Genomic DNA, 20084 nt, shown 5'->3' with positions numbered 1-20084 from the left:
AAAAAGCCCTGTTTTGACTAATTTCATGACGTTTTTTCTTTTTTTATTGTAATTTAGCAGAGTCTATCAAGGAGTTTTATGTTTAATCTGTTAAAAAAGACGACTCTAGCAGCCGTCATTGCAGCCACAGCTGCATTGGCAGCCCCTAAGCCGCTTACCGTATGGATTATGCCCAATGGGGCATCCCCGCAGGAAAAGCTGGAACAGCGTCTTGAGATTTTTACAAAAAGAACCGGAATCCCCACCAAAGTCGAAGTGTTGGACTGGGGTGTGGCCTGGAGCAGAATTTCCCAAGCTTTGGATGGCAAGCTGGACGCACCCGATGTGCTTCAGCTGGGCACCACCTGGATTCCCTATTTCGCATCCCGCAAGGAAATCAAGCCTTTAAACGGATGGCTCAAGGATATTCAACCCGAACGATTTGTCCCTGTCAGCTGGAACACCACCCATATTGATGCTGATACGGTAATCTATTCCGTACCCTGGTTCATTGACGTACGACCGCTGTTGGCAAACAAGCGAATCTTCAAGAAGAACGGCCTTACTAAGGAATCCGTTTCCACTTACGAAGGTTTCAGAGAGGCTCTGAAAAAGATTAACGCAAGCGATGAATCTCTGGACGACGGATTGAAGGTTCACGCATACGCCTTCCCCGGCAAGAGCGACTGGAACATTCTCCACAACTTCGCCCCGTGGGTTTGGAGCAATGGAGGTTCCTTCCTGGAAAAGGATTCCACCGGAAAGTGGCATTCCAACATCCTGAGTAAGAACACCTTGAAGGGAATCGAATCTTACCTGAAGTTCATCCTGGACAGCCTGGTATCAACCGATTTTCTTCAGTTGAACACTTCCCAGGTAACACAGCGATTCAACAACGGTGAGTTAGCGTTTATTGTCAACACCACTGACGTGGTCATGCAGACCCGCTTTGATGGTGCCATGGGCGGTCTCGCCGAAGCTCGTCTGGGTCAAGATAGTGTAATGGTCCTCCCCTTCCCCCGCGGTTCTACCGGTTCCGTAAGTTTTATCGGAGGAAGCAACCTGGCCATTCCCTCTAGCTGCAAACGCTCGGAAGCCAAGGATTTGCTTCTGTTCCTGATCGAAGACGAAAACCTGGACGCCTATACAAAACAGATTGGCCTACTCCCTTCCTCCAAAAAGGTGCTGGAAGCCTGGTCTGAAGACGAAGACTACAAGGAACTTGTAAAATCCCTGGAAACCGGACGCGCCTACGTATCCATCCCTGAATGGGGTGAACTGGAACAGCTCCTGGTGAACATGTTCAGTAATGTTTGGGACCACATGGAAATTCCGTCCCTCTACTCCGTAGACAAACTTTACGAAATGTTCTCCCAGTACTCTCATGAAATCGACAGAAGGTTGAACTATCAAGCCACAGACGTCATGACTCTGGCTGAATTCAAGGAAATCTGGAGCGCCGAAAAGAAGGACATCAACCGCAACGTCTCCATTGACGAAAACGATATCAAGAAGGCTGTCGTCGAAGACAATCTGAAAAAAGCACCCTTTGTCTTTATCGCGATTGTTATCCTGAGCTTCTTGATCAACTTCGCAAGAAAGCGCAAGAAGTAAACTATACGTCTGTACGGTAACTTATGAAGGAATCCCATAGCGTAAAATTTTCAAGAAGCATTATTCTAAAGTGCATCTTGATTTTGACGGTTTCCATGACGCTGGCAGTCCTCTGTGGCGTGTATATCTATACACAGAAGCAGATGACCCAGATTGTGGAGAGGGCTTTCTCCAATGGCAAAAATCTCCTTGCCCAAAAGGCTTTGTTTGCTAATGACGAAATGGTCCAGTTCGGCAAGCGCCTGAAGCTCCTTGCCCGAACCTCTGAAATCCAGAGCATGGATCCCATTGTCGTCGCCAACTACTTAAAGAGTTATTCCGTATCAGACTTGTTCAACAAGTCCGAACTGGTAACTGTCTACGACAAGGCAAATAACTTCATTTGCAACAACTCCATGGTAGGAATGGAAAATGAAAACACCTACCCAGTGGACTTTACCCGACTGACGCCGCACAACGCCTACAATTTCCCCTGGTATAGAGATCATTCCGACCCCTATCCCAAGCGCATCGTAGGTATCAATATTGCAAACCGCGCTCAAGGCGGTGACGGAAACCTAATTGCAGTTTTCTCGGCAAGCCGTATCTGGAAGAAACTGGAATCTACAACGCCTTCCCAGCACGAAATCCTGGTAGCAGTAAATGGCAACGGCGAAATTCTGTACCATCCTGATTTAAACAAGTGGGTCGCCAAGCCTCACAAGATTTCCGAGCTCGGCATAAATATTCCAAACATTAAGACCTATAGCGTTCCTAAGCCGGAATTCATCACGTCTTACACAGGTAAACAGTACCTGGTCAATTTTGAGTATAATCCGGATTACGACTTAGGATTGTTCCTTTTCCAGCCCAAGAGCGACATTGACGCACAGGCCGCTACAACCAAGCAAATCAGCCTTGTCATCATGATTGTATTCATGATAGTCATCGCCATTATGGCCATCTGGATGTACCGACTGCTGGGCCGTCCCCTAAACACTTTAATCTATCACATTAGCAGAATCACTAACGGTGAACTAGATATTGCAGAAATTAAGGTGGGAAAGCGTAACGACGAAATCGGCCGACTGGCAGCAACCTTCAACCAGATGCACGAAACCATCAGGCGCCAGATTGAAGAACTGAATTCCCATCGTGATATGCTGGAACAGGAAGTCAAGGAAAGAACCAAGGAATTGGAAGAAGCAAACCGTCGACTGGACATGATTTCCAAGACAGACGAACTGACAGGACTGCCTAACCGTCGCGAAATGAACGAGACCATCGCGAACGAAATTGGAAGAACCCAGCGTTCCAACAAACCATTCTGCTTCATCTTCATTGATATTGACCACTTCAAGGCTATTAATGACACCTACGGCCATGCCTGCGGTGACGAGATTTTGAAGGCCGTCGCACAGACCGTTCGGGGTTTACTACGCAAGTATGATGTATTCGCCCGCTATGGTGGTGAAGAATTCCTGACCTTGCTCCCGGAAACAGATCTGGAAGGTGCAGCAATCGTCGCAGAACGCTTCCGCCGCAAGATCGAGATGATGACAGTCCATTACGGCGATTATACCATCAATATCACCATTACCTTGGGTGTTTCCCGCTTTGACCATCGACTGGGCGCAGACCGCAGTATCCAGATGGCAGACAAGGCCCTCTATCAAGGTAAGGAATCCGGACGTAACCAAGTGGTTGTATGGCAACCCGAATGGGTTACAGACGCCGACTATGAAGCAGCCGCCATCGAGCTGGCCGAACTTCAAAAAAGCGCCGATAAAAACCAACCCGAAGCATAAACCCTAGAAACATCCCGAGAACCGCTAACGATAAGCAAAGCGCATCGTTAGCTGGGGTGGGAGTCCATCCCGAGTACTCCTAGCTAAGAGCGAAGCGAATAGCTAGCTGGGGTGGGAGTCCAGAGGGCGGGGAACAGCCCCGCCCTCTGCATATAAAAAAACTCGCAACTTGCGTTGCGAGTCTTTTTATCGGGATGACTGAATTCGAATCAGCGACCTCTTGAACCCCATTCAAGCGCTCTACCAGGCTGAGCTACATCCCGAGGTCTCGTTTAAGAGTAGACCAAAGTTAGTTAATATTCCATTTTTTGCAAGGCGAAACCGCAAAAAAACTTGATTTTTTTCCAGATTTTACTTCCAGAAACCAATAATCAAGACTTCAGGGGTTGCCTGGGGATATTTTTTGCTCTTGAAGCTTACAATCTTGCGAATGCTCTGCTGTTTCAGTTCCCAGCCTTCGCGAGAGAGGCCCTTGGTCTTCAGAGTAATCTTGAGGGCGGGAATCTTGCCACCTTCGGATACCTTACCGTTCTGGTCCACCTTCACCTTTACGTTCTTGGTCTTGATGGAGAAGTCCTTGATAGCTTCTTCTGCGAGGGTCAGATCCGGACGAGCCTTCTTGTCGGTTTCCCAGACATAGAACGTCCAATCACGAGATTCACCAGGAGTATAATAGCCGGTGTCAAACATCTTATCGCTAAAGAAGAAGGGTGCCTTCACCACACTTTCAAAAGCGGTGGTATAAGTCTTACCATCTTCACCCACCAGAACCACGGTGGAACTTACAGGACCTTCCTTGTCGGAAAAATCCATATCGAATTCGATGGTCATTCCATTCTTGTTTGCAACAACTGCGGGGTACTTAAAGTTAGAGCAGCCCGTGCCCTGACACATTACCGTTTCCAGCTTGATATCCTTGCCGGAAACGTTGGCACCCTTCAGTGTAATATGCTTAACGTCACCTTGGTTCACTTCGCCCACCTGATAAACAGCAGGAGTGAATACCACCGGTTCAATAGCGAAAGCTGCCGTGGCAGCCATAAATGCAAATGCAGTCAAAGTCTTTTTCATGGGACGAAATATACAATTTTTCTATCTTTGCGGTCCATGAAAAACATTGTCGAAACAACGTCTAGCGAAAAGATCCAGGATTTGATCGCCACCAAGGAACTGTTCATTTTTGACTTGGACGGGACCATGTTCAATAGCCTGGGGGATTTGGCCCCGGCTGTGAATTTTGCGTTAAGGCATTTCGGCATTCCTGAAATTTCAAAAGAGAACGTGCGCAGCTGCATCGGGAACGGGTCAAGAAATTTGATTAAAAGGTCCGTGGCCTCGGGCATAATGTTCAGCGCAGGCAAGACCGCCGGTGAGCCAGATGCAAGCAAGAGCGACGCAGACCATCTGGATGTCCGCGACAAGGAAGCTGTCGACGCGATTTTAGGTAGAGCAGGCTTCGACGAAGCAAAAATCGACGAAGTTCTGAAAGTTTACTCCGCATACTACTGGGACCACTGCACCATCGAAACAGAACCTTACGCAGGGGTACTGGAATTCATCGACTGGATTTGTGGCAGCGAAAGCCGCGGCGAAGGCAAGAAAATCGCCGCCATGCTCACTAACAAGCCTGTGGCACCGGCAAAGAAAATCCTGAAAAAGTTCGGGTTAATTAACAGCGGGGACGCCGCAGGCGAATACGACTCGGTTTGTACGGACAACTCTGCCGCTGTTATTCCGAGTGAGCACCGCGTAAACAAAATCGTCACGTACCTTTGCGGTGATACCACACCGGAACGCAAGCCCGGCCCCGGCGGCATTTACGCGATTTTGGAAAAACTGGGCGTAGCCCCCGAAAAAGCTGTCATGATTGGCGACGACACTCCCGACGTCATGGCCGCCAAGAACGCAGGCATCGACAGCATCATCTGCCTAGAAGGTTTCGGCCGCCCCGAAAATCTGCTACCCTTGGAACCCAAATACACCATCGGGCATATCAAGGATTTGCTTACACGCTGACAAACTTTCGCAGTTTTGCATCCATTTCAAGGCCGGCATCCACCATGCATTTTTGCGCGAAGAGGTCCGCCTCTTCTTCTTTTTGCGGATTCTTGTTGCCGTGATACACATTCTTGATGAAGATGTCCTTTTTCCCGTGAAGAATAATGTGGGACAACTCATGGAAGAAAGTGTACCAGAAAGCCCTACGGTCTTCGAAGCGGTCATGAATCTGGATAATGGGAATATCGCGGTACCAGCGGGCCATGCCGTGAATAGGCGCGCTCTTGAAATTCTGGACATAGAGAATTTTCACGCCTAAAGTCAGGCCAAACTCGTGAAGTTTCTGCATACCTTCGTCAATTTCGCCAGGTGCACCTTGGGTAGATTGATCGCCATACTTTTTCGCCAACTCAATAAATTGCGGCAACGCTTTCTTGAGTGCAGAACGAATCTTCTTGTCGTTCTGCTTTTCCATAGGAATCGCCTCCGCAAGAATTTCACCGCGACGAAGCCATACCGAAGCTGCATACGGATCCTGCGCCTCCGCAAGGGAAATTCGAAACGCAACCTTAAGGTCGGCACTGAGATAATAATCCATCCAAGCCTTCGGTGATGAAACCTTAAAGAATCGCAATATGGGAGAGACGTTATCTTCCTTGTTATCAAGGTCATTGATCCAGTTGCGGGGAGCAAGTTCCGGCAACGGAAAATCCTTACGCCACAAAGGCTTGCTGTTGAGGGACTCACGCATCTTTTTTCGCATAAGATCTTCTTCGTAATACCGCTGCATATTCAGCCAATTACTAGCAGGAATTTCCGTTACGTACTCAAGATTCAAAGCGACTTCCGTTGTAACACGACACTTTCCCTTAAGAAGTTCATTTACCGTTTTGGGCGTGTATCCTATTCGTTGAGCGAATTCATTGACATCCATCCCCATTTCTTCAAGCTTTTCCTCAAGGATATCACCAGGGGAAACAACACCCCAAATTTCCAATTCTTTTTCCTCAGTCATAAAACGCCTCCCTAATGGTAATCCACAATTTCAAGAACAGTAGCCTCAGATACATTTTTCCAAAGAACCGTTTCATTTGGTTCTGCACCTTTTGAAACCAAACGATAAGGTTGATCCAAATTGCAGGCCCATTGACCCTTGCGATTTCCAACCAATTCATGAAAGTTGCCTGAATAGCATTTCAACTGTTCAAAGTTATCAACAGACATCATCGTTCTAATTCTTTTAAGGTATAGATTCGCCCTTACCTTACCCATGGTTTTCAACGCCACAGACTTGCTGGTTGCACACAATTCCAATTCTCTATCGGCAAACAAAATTTTCAAGAAACCCTCCACGTTACTAATTTTTCTTAAATATACATAAGATTTTTTAGAAACGCAAGAGGTTTGTAATTTTTTCAGAAATTGTTTAAAGCTACTTTAATGTACGGATCAGGGAATCTAGGCGACGGGTGAGCTGGGCTGCACCATTTTTGGAAAGGTGGTCCGTATTGTAAGCCATGTTGCTACCGTAGTCATGGTATCCCATCTTGTTTTCATCCATCAAGACAAGATCCATTTGCTTAACAGAGTCGATCAAGGCCAATGCAGAAGACCTACTGATTCCATAAAGACCGAAAGCCCCCGTTTCTCTGTACTTTGGATTTAGGGGTGGAATGAGGGCGATAAGACGAATATCCCTTTCCTTAGCCAGTTTACACATATTACGAAGGGTTTCCAAATTGGCGAGAATGCTTTCCTTATAGGTTTTCTCCACTTCATTGGAATCACGGTAAATCAAAGGACTGCCCCATCCTTCGGTAGGCAATAGAATTTCATCGTAGGTGTAGGGTAAGGACAAGGAGTCTGTCGGTTTGTAGGAATCCTTCACCGCAGTCACGAACGCATTACTTACCCCATCAGGCCAGAAATTATGGTGTTGATCATACAGAAATCCAGGAGATCTCAGATAAATTAAATTCCAGCTGGTGTTATCATCCGTAATCATGAAATCCGGAGAAAATTCCACCACAACAAACTTCGCATCAGTATGGTTCAGAACGTAGTTTCTAAAGAGGAAATTCATTCCGGAGAAATCACCGGAAGAGTACCCCATGTTCACAAGGACTCCAGATTCAAAAGCCTTCTCATTCAGGCCAAACATCACTCTGGAGCTTCCAAGAGCGACCACAGTAGCTTCGTCCTTATTCGTCCAGAAGTCTTCCATCTTGACTCTCAAATCCAGACCAGAGAACGGAATGCCAGCGGAATAGTAGACGCCCGCGCTATCGAAGTCCAGCAATTCATCATCCGAATCCCCCTGGCTTTTAAACCAGAAATCAGGATGCCAAAGTTCATTTCCTTCCACAAGTTCAGTCACGGAAGAATCCTGGGTGTTGACCATTACGATTTTTTCGTGGGCGCCATTATTTGCAGTGAGGCTAGCAATCACTAGATGATCCGAAACCCATTCCGTATGGTCAAAGGCATAATTTTCCGGAGAAGGATATTCATCCACAAGATTGCCCAAGCTATCCACCATCAGGATGCGTTCGTGAACACCGTAGGATTCGCCTTCATAGCCGTCTCGCTTTTTGCTTCCAAAATCCAGGAATAGAGTTTTCTTGGAACCATCCTTAGAAAGAGATGCATTACAGGCCTGATCCCCATTGAACCAAACGGTATCGATTCCAGAAACATGGGCACGGAGTTTTCTTGCACCCGATATACCAAAGGACCCAAGGACATCGACCCCGCTGTGATAAGCTCCATCAAGTATTTTATAAGGCGTTCCAAATTTTCCATCCTTAAAGCGAACTCGCCAGGTGGACTGTTTCAAAAAAGCTTGGGTATCCTCATTGTTTCCTGCATCGGTAACGTACACGATGGAGGTATCCCCCATGTAAACCATCCAACGGGGAATCGCCGCAGAGGGAACATCCAGCTTTACCAGGTTTGATCCCGTGGAATTCAAGTTGCGGACATAAAGAGACGATGTTCCAGAAACGCCTTCCGTTCCCGTACTAAACGCCACCTTCTTTCCATCGGGAGAAATAACCGGATGGTACACAGCGAGGGTATCGCGAATTTCAAAAACGGAAGCCACCCCAGAGGAAAAATCAACCACGTCCAGGTTTCCCGTTTCCTCATTACGGAAGACGATTTTAGCCTGGTACGTTCCCGTCATGTTACGAATCGCAAGAGGACTTGCCAGAGGGATCACTCTGCTAGAAGACGCATCCCCACGATTGTCCATCCATTGAGCATCGGGAATGGCGCCGTAAGCCAGACGGAAGCCGATATATTCCTTATGGGTTTCAGAGGTTACCGTATAGACATCACCACGGCTATAAAGTTTCATGTCCTTTGCAGCATCGCGATAGCTGCCCCCCTTCAGGACACGTTGCCTAAGGTTGCCTCCATCGGGAGCACCCGCATAATTGATAATGGTAGTATCTGCAAAATTGCCCAGCCAGTCATTCACCCATTCCATGACGTTGCCCGCCATATCACAAATGCCGTCGGAGCCCAAATCCATAGAGCAAACCTGATGGACCTTGTAATCGGAATTTTCCGCATTCCAGCTATTTATAGGATCCCAGACCTTGTTTGCCACCAGGGTCCATTCCGCTTCTGTAGGCAGGCGAACACCCTCTACTTCCGGATGATAAACAAAGCCTTCCAGATTCGTGCAGCGACCTTCATTGTCAAAGGAGGCTGACGAGTATGTATAGGCGGTGTCCTTTTTCAGGCTCTTGCTTTTGGCATTCGCAAAAAGAACTGCATCATAATAAGTTACATCGGCAACGGGAAGAGAATCATTTTCACATTTCAAATCGAAATGACGATCCTTCTGAAGTTCTAAAAACTCACCGCAGGTAACCTCAGAACGTCCTATAGAATAATCATAGTCAAATTTCACCCGCATTTGGGGACGTTCCATGGCCTTAGCCTTCTTGTCGGTCCCCAGCATGGCGAATCCACCTGCAGAATGAACACGAAGCATTCCCTCAATGGCGCTATCCTCAATATCAACGGGAGAACCTGAGACAGTAGCATCAGAACCACTGTCGCAGGCGGTAGCCATCATTAGGCACCCTACCCACGTCAAAAAAGGATACAAGAACTTCAAACGCTTCGCCATAAAAAAACTAACCTCGGCGTCAAAGATAACAAACTTTTACATTTTTGTTTTTCTATCTTTGCACCCGCTATGAAAAAATATTACTTGGCCACTTACGGCTGCCAGATGAACGAATACGACTCGGCCCTCATTGCCCAGAAGCTGGACATGGAAGGCTGCATGGAAACCGGTGACATCCAGGAAGCCGATTTCATTATCGTCAACACCTGCTCCGTTCGCGAGAAGGCTGAAGACACCGCCTTCGCCAACATCAGCAAGTACCGCAAGCTGAAAAAAGCCAATCCTGACTTGAAGGTGGTTGTTTGCGGCTGCATGGCCAAGAACCGCGGTCCGGAAATTCTGAAGCGACTGAAGGTCGTGAACTACGTGGTAGGCCCGGACCAGTACAAGAATATTCCCGAGTTGCTGTTGGCAGGCCCCGAAAGCCCGCTGCACAAGACCCATCACCGCATGTTCCTGGACGAAGATATTTCCCAGAACTACGTGGGCGATTACGCCAAGGTGAAGCACGACTTTAGTACCTTCGTTACCATCCAGCGTGGATGCAACAAGCGCTGCAGCTACTGCATCGTGCCTTACCTGCGTGGCCCTGAAAAGTACCGCGACATGAACGACGTTCTGGCCGAAGTCCAGAAGGCTGCAGACAAGGGCATTACGGAAGTAATGCTGCTGGGTCAGACGGTGAACGCCTACAAGAACGGCGACAACAATTTTGCAGATCTGCTCACACGCGTGTCTGAGATTGGCGGCATTGAACGCATTCGCTTTACCAGCCCTCACCCCAGGCACTATACCAACGAGCTCATCGACGTTCTGCTGAACAATCCCAAGGTTTGTCATTACGCCCACATTCCTATCCAGAGCGGAAGCGACGCTATGCTGAAGAAGATGCGTCGCCAGCACAACATGGAACAGTACATGAGCGTCATCGAGCAGCTTCGCAGCAAGGACCCGCTGTACGGCATTTCTACGGACGTAATCTGCGGTTTTGTTGGTGAAACCGACGCAGACTTTGAAGATACCATGAAGGCATTTGAGGCCTGCCAGTTCGACAGCGCCTACATGTTTATCTACAGTCCCCGTAAGGGAACCGAATCCTACAAGGAAACGGAAACCCTGACGGAAGAAGAAAAGTCCGCACGCCACAGTCGCTTGGTGGAATTACAGAACTCCATTACCAAGAAGCGCAACGAACTTATGCTGGGCCGTACCGAAACCTTGCTGGTAGAAGGCAGCTCCAGCCGCGACGCTGGCGAGCTCATGGGCAAGACCGACAACTTCAAGAAGGTAATCTTCAAGCCCGAAGGTCGCATCATCAAGCCCGGCGATTACGTGAAGGTAAAAATTGACGACATCCGCGGCTGGACCTTGCGCGGAACACTGGTCAATGAATAATTAACAATGAACAGTTAAAAGTTAACCATGAAATTCTCTGTTATTTTATCTGTTTTGACTATTGCAGTAGGGGCTTTCGCCCAGACGACCGCTCCCGTTACCTTGGCTGATGCCCAGAAGGCATATGTCGGCGGCAACTGGAAAGAAGCCGCGGCCGCCTACGAAAAGGTTTGTCCCAGCCAGCCCAAGGAAACGCAAGTGAGTTGTAACCTGTGGGGAGTGCTCGCCTTGTCTCAGGTAGGCGACGCCAAATCCTTCAAGAAAGCAGGAACCCGACTGGACAGTCTTATTAACGTAACCAGCCCTCAGCACGAAAACTACGCCGACCTGGTCATGACCCGAGCTCAGTTCATGCTGTACCTGGGCAAGTACGATCGCGCAGCCGAAGAACTGATTCACGCTATTGAAACATCCAGACCCAACCAGAGCCTGGTGCTCCAGAAGGTCTGTTCTGCAGTCCTTTCCAGAACCAAGTCCGACGAGCTCTCCGAACGCTGCGAAAGCCTGAAGCATCCTGCTGCAGAAGCTCCCAAGCCCGCTGAAACTAAACCTGCAGAAGTAAAGCAGGCCGAAGTGAAGCCCGCAGAAGTGAAACCTGCTCCCGTAGAAGCAAAGCCTGTAGAAACAAAACCCGCAGAACCCGTCGCAGCCCCTGCAACACCAGCCACTCCAGTCGCCGCAACCGTTTCTGCCCCCGCAGTACCGGCTTCTGCCGCTCCTGAAGCCGCCAAACCGGCAGAAGAATACTGGATTTTACAGCTTGGAGCCTTTGGAGTACGTGAAAACGCCAACCTCTTGGTCACAAACCTTAAGAAACAGAAGATTTCCAGCACCATCGTAGAGATGCCCCGTGGGGAAAGAACCCTCTATCTGGTACAAACCGGTCATTTTTCCACCAGGGAAGAAGCAAATGCCTTCGGAGAAAAGGCACTTCAGCCCCTAAATGTGGAATTTCAGCCACTTCTTAAGAAATAATTTACAGAAAAAAGCCATTTTTTCGGATCTCGCCCTCCAAAAAAATTATAAAGTGTTCTATATTTAGTTCAACCCTGCCGGGGTGGTGAAATTGGTAGACGCGTCGGACTCAAAATCCGATACTCGTGAGAGTGTGAGGGTTCGATTCCCTCCCCCGGCACTAAAAGGATGAGGTCGTAAATGTTAAATTGGTGTAAGACAGTCAGCGCAGTGCTTCTTTGCGGTACTCTCGCTTTTGCACAGTTTGACGACGAAGAGTCTTCCTCTGAATCTTACGATTACGGCACCACCGAATCCAGCGAAACAACCGAATACGCAGAAGATGTTTCTGAATCTTCTGAACCTTCCGAAGAAAAGACCGTCGGTACTGCAACTGCAGCAAATGACGAATGGGCCGGCTTCAATTACGAAGAAATTGGTCTTTCCCAGTGGGAATTCCAGCAGGCCAAGGAAGAAGGTATTTCTCGCGACAAGTTGACCCAGCTCGTTGAAATGGGCGTTCGTCCTTCCGAATACATGCAGCATCCCTGGGAAAAGCTGGGTGTTTCCGAAGAAGAATGGCTCAACCAGCGCACCGGCGGTATGGAAGATGCAGACATCGACCGTTCCTATCGTAATCGCGCAGGTAACCAGGGTTATGCTTACCTTTCCCTTCTGGTTCCTTCCCTCTATCAGTGGAAGACCGATCAGTCCATGAAGGCTATCTGGATGGACGCTCTGGAAGTTGTTTCCATCGGCGCTACTATCTATCTGGCAGCAGAAAAGAATTCTGCCTGGTGGTACGGCCTGCTCTTCGTTGCAGGCGCTCATGTCTGGTCCTTTGCTGACGCATTCTTCAGCACTCAGTGGGACAGCAATCCTGATGCAAACCGCTTTAGCTACGGCATCATCCCGACTCCGGCACAGCAGAGTGCTGGTATGGGCGTTGCAGGATTCCTTAACATTAAGTTCTAACTTAGTTTAAGAAATCATGCAGCTTGAACTCCTCAAATGTAAGATTCACCGCGCGACGGTAACTGATGCAAACCTGAATTATCAGGGTTCTATCACTATTGCCCGCGATCTGATGGATGCCGCAGGCCTCCTTCCCTACGAAAAGGTTGGCGTTCTAGACGTGAACAACGGTTCCCGTCTGGATACTTACGTGATTGAAGGTCCTGCAAAGTCCGGCATGATTTGCCTGAATGGCGCTGCCGCCCGACTGGTACAGCCCGGCGACCTAGTGATTATTGTGGCATACGCAACCATGTCTCCTGAAGAAGCAAAGACCTGGCAGCCTACCGTCGTTCACGTTAACGAAAAGAACGAAATCGTCTAAGAACCCAAGCGATTTTAGACGAAAGTCCCAGACATGATTCAACGTTTGGAAAGCGAGTCCCGGACTCGCTTTTGCTATATTCGGAGCATGAAATTCTCTACGTTTTTCTTTATTACGTGCGCTTGCATAACTGCGGGGCTAGTCCATGCCCAGCAGGTTTTGCCCGTAAAACCGAAAGACGTTAAGGAAGAAGCGTCAACAGAAGCAGCCCTGGACACGATCCGCGATACGGTTTACGTTGCCGTTCAGGATGGAACACCCTGGAATCGGGAGAACTTTCCGCCTAGCCGTCTTGTGCGCAAGGGCCCCTCATTCGACGACGCCCTAAAGGTGGGTTATACCTATTCGTTGAGTTTCGTAGGCGGCAGCTTTGGCACATTTGCCCACCAGAGCTACATGGCTCATGTGGATTACGAGTTTACGCCCAACCTGCATCTGTACGCAGATCTAGGGTTATGGATGCCGCTTTACGCCAACTTCCGCTCGGATGTCCCCGTTGCCAAGGAGGATGTGCGACAGGGGCGTGTAGGATTTGTCCTTCCCGACGTGGCTCTGGAGTATAAACCTAGCGAAAATACCTATCTGCGCCTGATGTTCGTGAATGAACGGGACGCTGTAAAAGCCTACGGGCCGTCCGCACTCTACTGCAATCCCTATAGATATTCTATCTTTTGCAGATAGATGCGACTTATTGCTTGCCTAGTATTCTGCGCCCTGCTGTTGGGATGTGAAGAGGTTCGGGAAGAAGCCCCCAAGCCTCAGATTGTCCGTACCTACAAGGGCGACGTGGAACTCTTAAACAGCTGCGGTATTCAAGGTGCCGCTTCCACCATGCGAACCTTCCTGAGAGAGAACGGATTCGACGTGGTCAGTTCCCGAAACGATGTGCTGCAGAATTACGAGGAAACCATCATCGTTCTTAGAAACCCCGAATGGGAAGGTGCGCAAGCACTTGCAAAGACCCTTAAGACGAAGAACGTTCTGGTGGTGTTGAGCGACCATGCTGTGGTAGACGCAGCCGTATACATTGGAAAAGACTTTAAACAAATCATCGAACCCGAAGAGGGAAAATAAAATGACAACTAGAAATGACCTGCCGGAATCCATCCAGTTGGGCGCAAGCATTCTTTTTGAACTGCGCGCTCAGGACGTGCAACTCATCGACCTTCGCGGAATCAAGGACGTGACCGACTACTTCCTGGTCGCCACTTGCGAAAGCGAAGCCCAGATGCAGGCTATCCTTAACGAACTCCACAAGGAATTCAAGGCCAACAAGGTTCCCACCTTGGGCGTGGAATACAAGGAAGGCGTTCGCTGGGCAGTGTTCGATGCAGGCATGGACCTGATGGTTCACCTGTTCGAAGAAGAAAAGCGTGCAGAAATTTCTTTGGACCGTCTGTATGCTGACGGCAAGATTGAAGAACTGAATGAAGAAGACTTCGTCCGCGAAGCCACCAAGAAGTCTGGAGACGACAATGAACTCGTTTGAGCAAGAAATTGCAAGCGCACTGGAAGCTACCGGCAGCTTTACCGCCGATGCAGCTCTCAAGCTTATCTCTGTGCCGCCTGATACTACCCACGGCAACTTTACTATTCCCTGCTTCTCCCTTGCAAAGACTCTTCGCAAGGCCCCGAAGATTATCGCCGAAGAATTGGCTGCCCAGGTAAAGCTTCCCGCCGGTCTTTCCAAGGTGGAAGCTGTTAACGGCTACCTGAACTTCTTTATCGACCGTAACTTCCTGGCAAAGTCCACTCTGGAAGGTATTGCCTCCAAGGGCCTCACCTACGGTCATCAGGAATCCAACGGCAAGGTCGTGTGCATTGACTTCAGTTCCCCCAACATCGGTAAGGAACTGGCTTTCCACCACCTGCGCTCTACCATGATCGGTAACAGCCTTTCTCGCATTTACAAGGCTGCAGGCTACAAGGTTGAACGTATCAACCACCTGGGTGACTGGGGTACCGCTTTCGGTAAGCTCATCGTCATGTACCTCCGCGAAAAGCGCCCCACGGACCAGGCAACCCTGGATTCCCTCACCGTCAAGGAACTGAACATTCTTTACGCAGCCTTCTCCAAGGCCTGTAAGGAAGAACCGGGTCTGGAAGATGAAGCCCGCGCCGCCTTTACCAAGCTGGAACAGGGCGATGAATTCTACCGCACCCTGTGGTCCGCCTTTAAGGCAGCGACCCTCAAGGAACTGATGCGCATCTATGACATGATGGGCGTCGGCTTTGACCACTATACCGGCGAATCCTTCTTTGAAGACAAGATTCCCGCCATCCTGGATGAACTGCGCGAAAAGAACCTGATGATCAAGAGCCAGGATCTGGACGTGGTCATGCTGGATGAATTCGACCTGAACCCCTGCCTGATCCGCAAGAGTGACGGTTCTACTTTGTACGCAACCCGCGACTTGGCTGCAGCCGACTACCGCATGAAGGAATACAACTTCGACAAGTGTCTGTACGTTGTTGACCTGGGCCAGGCACTCCATTTCAAGCAGGTGTTCCATGTTCTTAAGAAGATGGGCCGCGAATGGTACACCAACATGTACCACATTCCCTTTGGCGTGATTCTCCAGCTGGTGGACGGCAAGTGGGAAAAGGGCAAGACCCGTACAGGTACCGCAAGCCTTTTGCGCGACGTGATTGAAGCCGCCCAGAAGAAGATTCTTGAATTCATCGACGCAAAGAATCCGGAACTGGAAAACAAGGAACTGATTGCCCGTCAGATCGGTATTTCAGCCCTTACCTTCAATGACCTGAAGAACAGCCGCGTGAAGGACGTCCGCTTTGACTGGGATGCAGTCATGAGTTTTGAAGGCGACACAGGTCCTTACGTCCAGAACGCACATGTTCGCCTCTGCAGTATTATGCGTAAGGCCGGATACACCGTTCCCGTTACGGACGTGAACTACGACCAGCTGGCAGATGATGCCGCCTACAGTTTGATCAACCTTCTTTCCAAGAAGGCAGACAAGATTCTCGGCGCCGTCGCAGCTGACGAACCCAGCGTTCTCGCACAGTACGCCCTGGAAATCGCAGAAGCAGCCCACAAGTTCATCCACGAAGACCGCGTTCTCGGTTCTGCCGAAGAAAAGTCTCGCTTGTTCCTGGTGCAGTCCACTCAGATCGTCCTGGAAAACGTGCTTGACCTGTTGGGACTCTTCCCGATCCGTCAGATGTAATGACGCAAGGGGCTCCGCCCCTAACAATTCAAAAAGAACCGCGACACAATCGCGGTTCTTTTTTTTCAAAAGCGTTTATATCCTGAAATAATGTTCTCGTCCTGCTTGCGCGTCGGCCACAACTTCGAAAGGTGAACGCCGCACCCATGCTTGCATGGGTATGGCTGAACCGAAAAGTTGGCGCTTGCGCCAGATGGAGGAGGGACGGCCTTCATGCTTCGCATAGTATGTCCTGCGCTCGGTCATGAGAATGTGAACATTCTCGCGACGCTCGCTTACGGACATTTCGCAACTCCGAGCTGGGCCTCCTCCCCGCAAGATGAAACATCCTGCAAGAAAAAAGCCAAGTCGAAGACTAATTAATTTCCGTTGATACAGCGGACGGAGTAGCCGTTTACCTTGGCATTGCCAGGAACCAGCTGACGGACCATCTGATCGCTCATGCGGCCCATGGACCAGAGCCAGATGGTTTCGTTGCGGCCATTCTGACCACTCCAGAAACCAGCGTATTCACCCATGTCTTCGTAGCGGACGGTAGACTTACCGATAATCTTACGATAGCCGGAGGAGAACACGGAGAAGCCGTATTCATCGGTACCGCCACCACCATGCCAACCAGTAGTAGCCTTCATCTTCTTAGCAAAGGCTTCGCACTTGTCCACACCTTCGTAGCAGTGGGTAAGACCCGTAATCATGTCCATCCATTCGCGGTCACGGGGCAGATGCCAACCTTCGGGGCAAGCCTTGCGGGCACCTTCCAAGTCATAAAGACGGCCACTACGTGCGCAGTAAGAGTCCTTGTCTTCGTAGCACCAGGAATGGCCTTCCACTTCGTAGTTCACATTCTGGGCGAACCATTCACGGCCTTCCACCTTGATAGTACGATAGGACTGGCCATCACGAGGGTCGGTAAAGAAGCCGGACTTTTCGCGAAGATCAGAGCGGTGTTCCTGTTCGGCGCGGCGGAATTCCACCACCTTTTCACGACGATACTTTTCACGACCGTAGATTTCGTTGGTCCATGCTTCGTGAGCCTTTTCGTTATCAAACTTCAGCTTGATATCGGCAATGGCATACAGATCGTTACCGCAAGCCAAATCCACACCGGCAATGTTCACGATCAAGGATTCTTCACCCTTACCGGACTTGAAGTTACGAGGTTTGTTGAAGTAGGAAATCCAAGCTTCCTTGGTATCATTACAAACATCGTAGAAATGTTCCTTTTCGATCTTCTGGGCGGGCACAGTCATGTTACCGGCAACAGAAAACTGGAACTGACCGTCGTTCACACGGAAGGATACAGGCTGAACTTCCTTGTAATGGGTATACTTACCGAAACGGATGTTTCCATCGATCTTACCGGCGGCATAGTCACCTTCACCTTCGGCATTGTAAATTGCATCCCAGGTCTTGGGGGGAGCAGCAAATGCGGCAACGGCAACCAAGCCAGCCACAGCAACTAAAGCAGATTTGAAATTCATTATTTTCTTCTTCTGTTAAAGGATGAGGCAAAATTAGCTTTTTTTCTTCTTACTTGAAAGTCCCTTTTTGCAAACAAGCGTAAAAAAGATTTCATAATAAAAAATGCCTCAGAATAGCCATATTTCCGCCTTTTTGCGTAGTTCTTTCTACAACGGATTTTTTAACTTTGAGGCATGGCTATTACACGTTACATTTTGCAGATTCATTGCCCTGACCAAAAGGGCCTTATTGCCGGTACCACTCAAGTCCTCGCCAAGGCAGGCGCCAACATCGTCGACTTGCAGCAACATACCGCCAAAGACATTGAAACATTCTTCCTCCGTGCAGTTTTTGAAGCAGAACCCGAAAACATCGAAGAAGTTCGCAAGCACCTGCAGACTCTGGAAGGTCACCTCCAGCTGAACTGGAAGCTGTTTGACACCTCCAAGACCGAACGTGTTGCAATTTTCGTTTCCAAGACGGACCACTGCCTCTACGATCTGCTCCTGAAGAAGCGTGACGGCGACCTGCCCTGCGAATTCAGCTGCATCGTGGGTAACCATCCGGACCTGGGCCCCATCGGCGGTAACTTCGGCGTGCCTTTCTATTACGTGCCGTCTAATCCGGACAAGAACATTCCGGAAAACCGCTTCCGCGAAATTATTGAAGAAACCAAGACCGATACCGTGGTTCTGGCCCGCTACATGCAGATTCTCTCTGCATCCTTCACTGAAGAATTTAAATACCGCGTGATCAACATCCACCACGGCTTCCTTCCGGCATTCAAGGGCGCAAAGCCCTACCACCAGGCATGGAACAAGGGTGTGAAGATTATCGGTGCAACCGCACACTTCGCTACCGAAGATCTGGACCAGGGACCCATCATTGCCCAGGATATCCAGCGAGTTCCTGAAACCGCAAGTATTGATGAACTGGTGGAACTGGGTAAGGATATTGAAAAGCGAACCCTGTCCCAGGCACTGAAGCTCTGGCTGGAACACCGCGTCTTCGTGGTTGCCGGTCGTACGTTTATTCTCTAGGAGTAAAAATGTCCGAAGAAAATCTGAATCAGAATGAAAACGAAGCCCCAGTTTCCGAACTGGACATCGTGAACGCCCCCGTAGCAGAACCTGTGGAACCTGCCAAGCAGGAAGAACCGGCCAAGCAAGAAGAACCCCAGGTCATCGTTCAGACCGAACGCGGCTTTGCCCACTATGTTGGATTCGCCCTGCTGTGCGTACTGTGTGTAGCCTTCTATTTCGCACCGGGTATTGCTCTGACCTACGCCATCAACATGATTCCGGGAGTCACTCTTGCCGGCATGGCCGCCTGGGTCCTGAGCGCCATCTTCAGCGTGGTCATCTGGTTGATTTTCAAGCTGAAGATCAAGGGATTCAAGAAATCCTTCAAGATCTATATCGCACTTTGCATCGTGGTGTTCATCGCCCTGGTAGCCATCCAGTTCGCATCTGAAAATTCCCACGTTTTCGCAAACATCCTTGCCATGCTCGTTGGAGCAGAAGGCTAAACCTTTTTTCCGTCTGAGGCAAACATGACTAAGACTGACGCATTTGTTCATTTTCTCGTAGAATCCGGCGCCCTGAAGTTTGGCGACTTCGTGACCAAGAGCGGCCGTAACACTCCGTACTTCATCAATACTGGAGAATTCCGTACTGGCGCATCTCTTTCCAAGCTGGCCGAGTTCTACGCCGCAGCCTTCGTCGAACATTTCGACGGCAAGGCAACCAACCTCTACGGTCCTGCATACAAGGGCATTCCCCTGTGCGCCGCTACCGCCATGAAGCTTTCCGACGTGTACGCCAAGAACCTGACCTTCACCTACAATCGTAAGGAAGTGAAGGACCACGGCGAAGGCGGTTCCCTGGTAGGTTACAAGTATGCCGAAAAGACCAACGTGGTGATCATCGAAGACGTGATTACTGCCGGTACTTCCGTCAACGAAACCCTGCAGATCCTCAAGAATATCGAAAACGCCAACGTAATCGGCCTCCTGATTTCTGTGGACCGCAAGGAAAAGCTGGACAACGGTAAGTCCGCCCTCCAGACCGTTCAGGAAGAATATGGCATTGAAGCTCACTCCATCGTGAACATCAACGACATCATCGCCTTCCTGGAAAAGGAAGAAAACCGCAAGGCCATCAACGCTCCCGAAGGCATTCTCGAAAAGGTGTACGCCTATCGTGAACAGTGGGGTGCTAAGTAATTAA

Annotated in this window: 20 protein-coding genes and 2 tRNA genes; 16 read left to right on the top strand and 6 right to left on the bottom strand. The window is 49.5% G+C overall.

The window, feature by feature from the left end; translation table 11 throughout:
• The first annotated feature begins 78 nt into the window (after positions 1-78).
• Positions 79-1593 carry an extracellular solute-binding protein gene (locus BUB59_RS03935; RefSeq protein WP_073225818.1) on the top strand — a complete coding sequence of 505 codons (1515 nt, stop codon included), beginning with the start codon at positions 79-81 and terminating at the stop codon, positions 1591-1593.
• 77 nt (positions 1594-1670) lie between these two features.
• Positions 1671-3380 carry a sensor domain-containing diguanylate cyclase gene (locus BUB59_RS03930; RefSeq protein ID WP_234979924.1) on the top strand — a complete coding sequence of 570 codons (1710 nt, stop codon included), beginning with the start codon at positions 1671-1673 and terminating at the stop codon, positions 3378-3380.
• A gap of 189 nt (positions 3381-3569) precedes the next feature.
• On the opposite strand, the gene BUB59_RS03925 is transcribed toward BUB59_RS03930, so the two are convergent.
• Both BUB59_RS03925 and BUB59_RS03920 read right to left on the bottom strand, forming a co-directional pair.
• Positions 3570-3643, bottom strand: a tRNA-Pro gene (locus BUB59_RS03925).
• 88 nt (positions 3644-3731) lie between these two features.
• On the bottom strand, positions 3732-4451 hold the full coding sequence (locus BUB59_RS03920; protein WP_073225815.1) for a hypothetical protein: 720 nt from the start codon (positions 4449-4451) through the stop codon (positions 3732-3734).
• A gap of 36 nt (positions 4452-4487) precedes the next feature.
• On the opposite strand from BUB59_RS03920, the gene BUB59_RS03915 reads away from it, so the two are divergent.
• Positions 4488-5396, top strand: a complete 909-nt coding sequence (locus BUB59_RS03915; RefSeq protein WP_073225813.1) for an HAD family hydrolase — start codon at positions 4488-4490, stop codon at positions 5394-5396.
• On the opposite strand, the gene BUB59_RS03910 is transcribed toward BUB59_RS03915, so the two are convergent.
• From BUB59_RS03910 to BUB59_RS03900, 3 genes are all read right to left on the bottom strand, one after another.
• Positions 5386-6393, bottom strand: coding sequence for a HigA family addiction module antitoxin (locus BUB59_RS03910; protein WP_073225811.1), 1008 nt, complete (start codon positions 6391-6393; stop codon positions 5386-5388). The two genes, BUB59_RS03915 and BUB59_RS03910, sit on opposite strands and share 11 nt — an antisense overlap.
• Before the next feature lie 11 nt (positions 6394-6404).
• On the bottom strand, positions 6405-6719 hold the full coding sequence (locus tag BUB59_RS03905; protein ID WP_083540166.1) for a killer suppression protein HigA: 315 nt from the start codon (positions 6717-6719) through the stop codon (positions 6405-6407).
• Between the two features lie 91 nt (positions 6720-6810).
• Positions 6811-9465, bottom strand: a complete 2655-nt coding sequence (locus tag BUB59_RS03900; protein ID WP_234979923.1) for a TIGR02171 family lipoprotein — start codon at positions 9463-9465, stop codon at positions 6811-6813.
• 123 nt (positions 9466-9588) lie between these two features.
• On the opposite strand from BUB59_RS03900, the gene miaB reads away from it, so the two are divergent.
• The 10 genes from miaB to BUB59_RS15330 all read left to right on the top strand — a co-directional run bounded on the left by miaB (position 9589) and on the right by BUB59_RS15330 (position 16758).
• A complete protein-coding gene (gene miaB / locus BUB59_RS03895; RefSeq protein WP_073225805.1) occupies positions 9589-10914 on the top strand; it encodes a tRNA (N6-isopentenyl adenosine(37)-C2)-methylthiotransferase MiaB in 1326 nt (441 codons plus the stop codon).
• A gap of 54 nt (positions 10915-10968) precedes the next feature.
• Positions 10969-11889 carry an SPOR domain-containing protein gene (locus BUB59_RS03890; RefSeq protein WP_234979922.1) on the top strand — a complete coding sequence of 307 codons (921 nt, stop codon included), beginning with the start codon at positions 10969-10971 and terminating at the stop codon, positions 11887-11889.
• A gap of 76 nt (positions 11890-11965) precedes the next feature.
• Positions 11966-12049: transfer RNA gene (locus tag BUB59_RS03885), tRNA-Leu, on the top strand.
• Between the two features lie 20 nt (positions 12050-12069).
• Positions 12070-12843, top strand: coding sequence for a hypothetical protein (locus BUB59_RS03880; protein WP_073225801.1), 774 nt, complete (start codon positions 12070-12072; stop codon positions 12841-12843).
• 16 nt (positions 12844-12859) lie between these two features.
• Entirely contained in the window at positions 12860-13207 is a 348-nt protein-coding gene (gene panD / locus BUB59_RS03875; RefSeq protein WP_073225799.1) for an aspartate 1-decarboxylase, read from the top strand.
• A gap of 87 nt (positions 13208-13294) precedes the next feature.
• Complete coding sequence (locus BUB59_RS03870; protein ID WP_073226086.1) at positions 13295-13888, top strand: hypothetical protein; 594 nt, start codon at positions 13295-13297, stop codon at positions 13886-13888.
• On the top strand, positions 13889-14281 hold the full coding sequence (locus BUB59_RS03865) for a LytR C-terminal domain-containing protein (RefSeq protein ID WP_073225797.1): 393 nt from the start codon (positions 13889-13891) through the stop codon (positions 14279-14281).
• Between the two features lies 1 nt (position 14282).
• Positions 14283-14696, top strand: coding sequence for a ribosome silencing factor (rsfS, locus tag BUB59_RS03860; RefSeq protein ID WP_073225795.1), 414 nt, complete (start codon positions 14283-14285; stop codon positions 14694-14696).
• Positions 14683-16395, top strand: a complete 1713-nt coding sequence (gene argS / locus BUB59_RS03855; RefSeq protein ID WP_073225794.1) for an arginine--tRNA ligase — start codon at positions 14683-14685, stop codon at positions 16393-16395. Before rsfS ends, argS begins: the two co-directional genes overlap by 14 nt.
• Before the next feature lie 213 nt (positions 16396-16608).
• Positions 16609-16758 (top strand): hypothetical protein, encoded by a 150-nt coding sequence (locus BUB59_RS15330; RefSeq protein WP_159433323.1) that lies wholly within the window; start codon positions 16609-16611, stop codon positions 16756-16758.
• On the opposite strand, the gene BUB59_RS03850 is transcribed toward BUB59_RS15330, so the two are convergent.
• Positions 16755-17876 carry a fibrobacter succinogenes major paralogous domain-containing protein gene (locus tag BUB59_RS03850; RefSeq protein ID WP_073225792.1) on the bottom strand — a complete coding sequence of 374 codons (1122 nt, stop codon included), beginning with the start codon at positions 17874-17876 and terminating at the stop codon, positions 16755-16757. The genes BUB59_RS15330 and BUB59_RS03850 overlap by 4 nt on opposite strands.
• 174 nt (positions 17877-18050) lie before the next feature.
• On the opposite strand from BUB59_RS03850, the gene purU reads away from it, so the two are divergent.
• From purU to pyrE, 3 genes are read left to right on the top strand one after another with little or no spacing between them, the layout of a single operon-like run.
• On the top strand, positions 18051-18896 hold the full coding sequence (gene purU, locus BUB59_RS03845; RefSeq protein ID WP_073225790.1) for a formyltetrahydrofolate deformylase: 846 nt from the start codon (positions 18051-18053) through the stop codon (positions 18894-18896).
• 8 nt (positions 18897-18904) lie between these two features.
• Entirely contained in the window at positions 18905-19384 is a 480-nt protein-coding gene (locus BUB59_RS03840; RefSeq protein ID WP_073225789.1) for a hypothetical protein, read from the top strand.
• 24 nt (positions 19385-19408) lie between these two features.
• A complete protein-coding gene (gene pyrE / locus BUB59_RS03835; RefSeq protein WP_073225787.1) occupies positions 19409-20080 on the top strand; it encodes an orotate phosphoribosyltransferase in 672 nt (223 codons plus the stop codon).
• Positions 20081-20084 lie beyond the last annotated feature (4 nt).

Source organism: Fibrobacter sp. UWEL, from assembly GCF_900142535.1.
Classification (GTDB): domain Bacteria; phylum Fibrobacterota; class Fibrobacteria; order Fibrobacterales; family Fibrobacteraceae; genus Fibrobacter.
This window is presented reverse-complemented; position numbering and strand designations above follow the sequence as displayed.

Excerpts from the sequence above, each read along its gene's own strand:
- BUB59_RS03915 (WP_073225813.1), top strand. The coding sequence starts at position 4,488 with ATGAAAAACATTGTCGAAACAACGTCTAGCGAAAAGATCCAGGATTTG.
- BUB59_RS03900 (WP_234979923.1), bottom strand. The coding sequence starts at position 9,465 with ATGATGGCTACCGCCTGCGACAGTGGTTCTGATGCTACTGTCTCAGGT.
- BUB59_RS15330 (WP_159433323.1), top strand. The coding sequence starts at position 16,609 with ATGCTTCGCATAGTATGTCCTGCGCTCGGTCATGAGAATGTGAACATT.
- panD (WP_073225799.1), top strand. The coding sequence starts at position 12,860 with ATGCAGCTTGAACTCCTCAAATGTAAGATTCACCGCGCGACGGTAACT.
- BUB59_RS03910 (WP_073225811.1), bottom strand. The coding sequence starts at position 6,393 with ATGACTGAGGAAAAAGAATTGGAAATTTGGGGTGTTGTTTCCCCTGGT.
- BUB59_RS03935 (WP_073225818.1), top strand. The coding sequence starts at position 79 with ATGTTTAATCTGTTAAAAAAGACGACTCTAGCAGCCGTCATTGCAGCC.
- purU (WP_073225790.1), top strand. The coding sequence starts at position 18,051 with ATGGCTATTACACGTTACATTTTGCAGATTCATTGCCCTGACCAAAAG.
- argS (WP_073225794.1), top strand. The coding sequence starts at position 14,683 with ATGAACTCGTTTGAGCAAGAAATTGCAAGCGCACTGGAAGCTACCGGC.
- rsfS (WP_073225795.1), top strand. The coding sequence starts at position 14,283 with ATGACAACTAGAAATGACCTGCCGGAATCCATCCAGTTGGGCGCAAGC.
- BUB59_RS03840 (WP_073225789.1), top strand. The coding sequence starts at position 18,905 with ATGTCCGAAGAAAATCTGAATCAGAATGAAAACGAAGCCCCAGTTTCC.
- miaB (WP_073225805.1), top strand. The coding sequence starts at position 9,589 with ATGAAAAAATATTACTTGGCCACTTACGGCTGCCAGATGAACGAATAC.
- BUB59_RS03920 (WP_073225815.1), bottom strand. The coding sequence starts at position 4,451 with ATGAAAAAGACTTTGACTGCATTTGCATTTATGGCTGCCACGGCAGCT.
- BUB59_RS03870 (WP_073226086.1), top strand. The coding sequence starts at position 13,295 with ATGAAATTCTCTACGTTTTTCTTTATTACGTGCGCTTGCATAACTGCG.
- pyrE (WP_073225787.1), top strand. The coding sequence starts at position 19,409 with ATGACTAAGACTGACGCATTTGTTCATTTTCTCGTAGAATCCGGCGCC.
- BUB59_RS03850 (WP_073225792.1), bottom strand. The coding sequence starts at position 17,876 with ATGAATTTCAAATCTGCTTTAGTTGCTGTGGCTGGCTTGGTTGCCGTT.
- BUB59_RS03865 (WP_073225797.1), top strand. The coding sequence starts at position 13,889 with ATGCGACTTATTGCTTGCCTAGTATTCTGCGCCCTGCTGTTGGGATGT.
- BUB59_RS03880 (WP_073225801.1), top strand. The coding sequence starts at position 12,070 with ATGTTAAATTGGTGTAAGACAGTCAGCGCAGTGCTTCTTTGCGGTACT.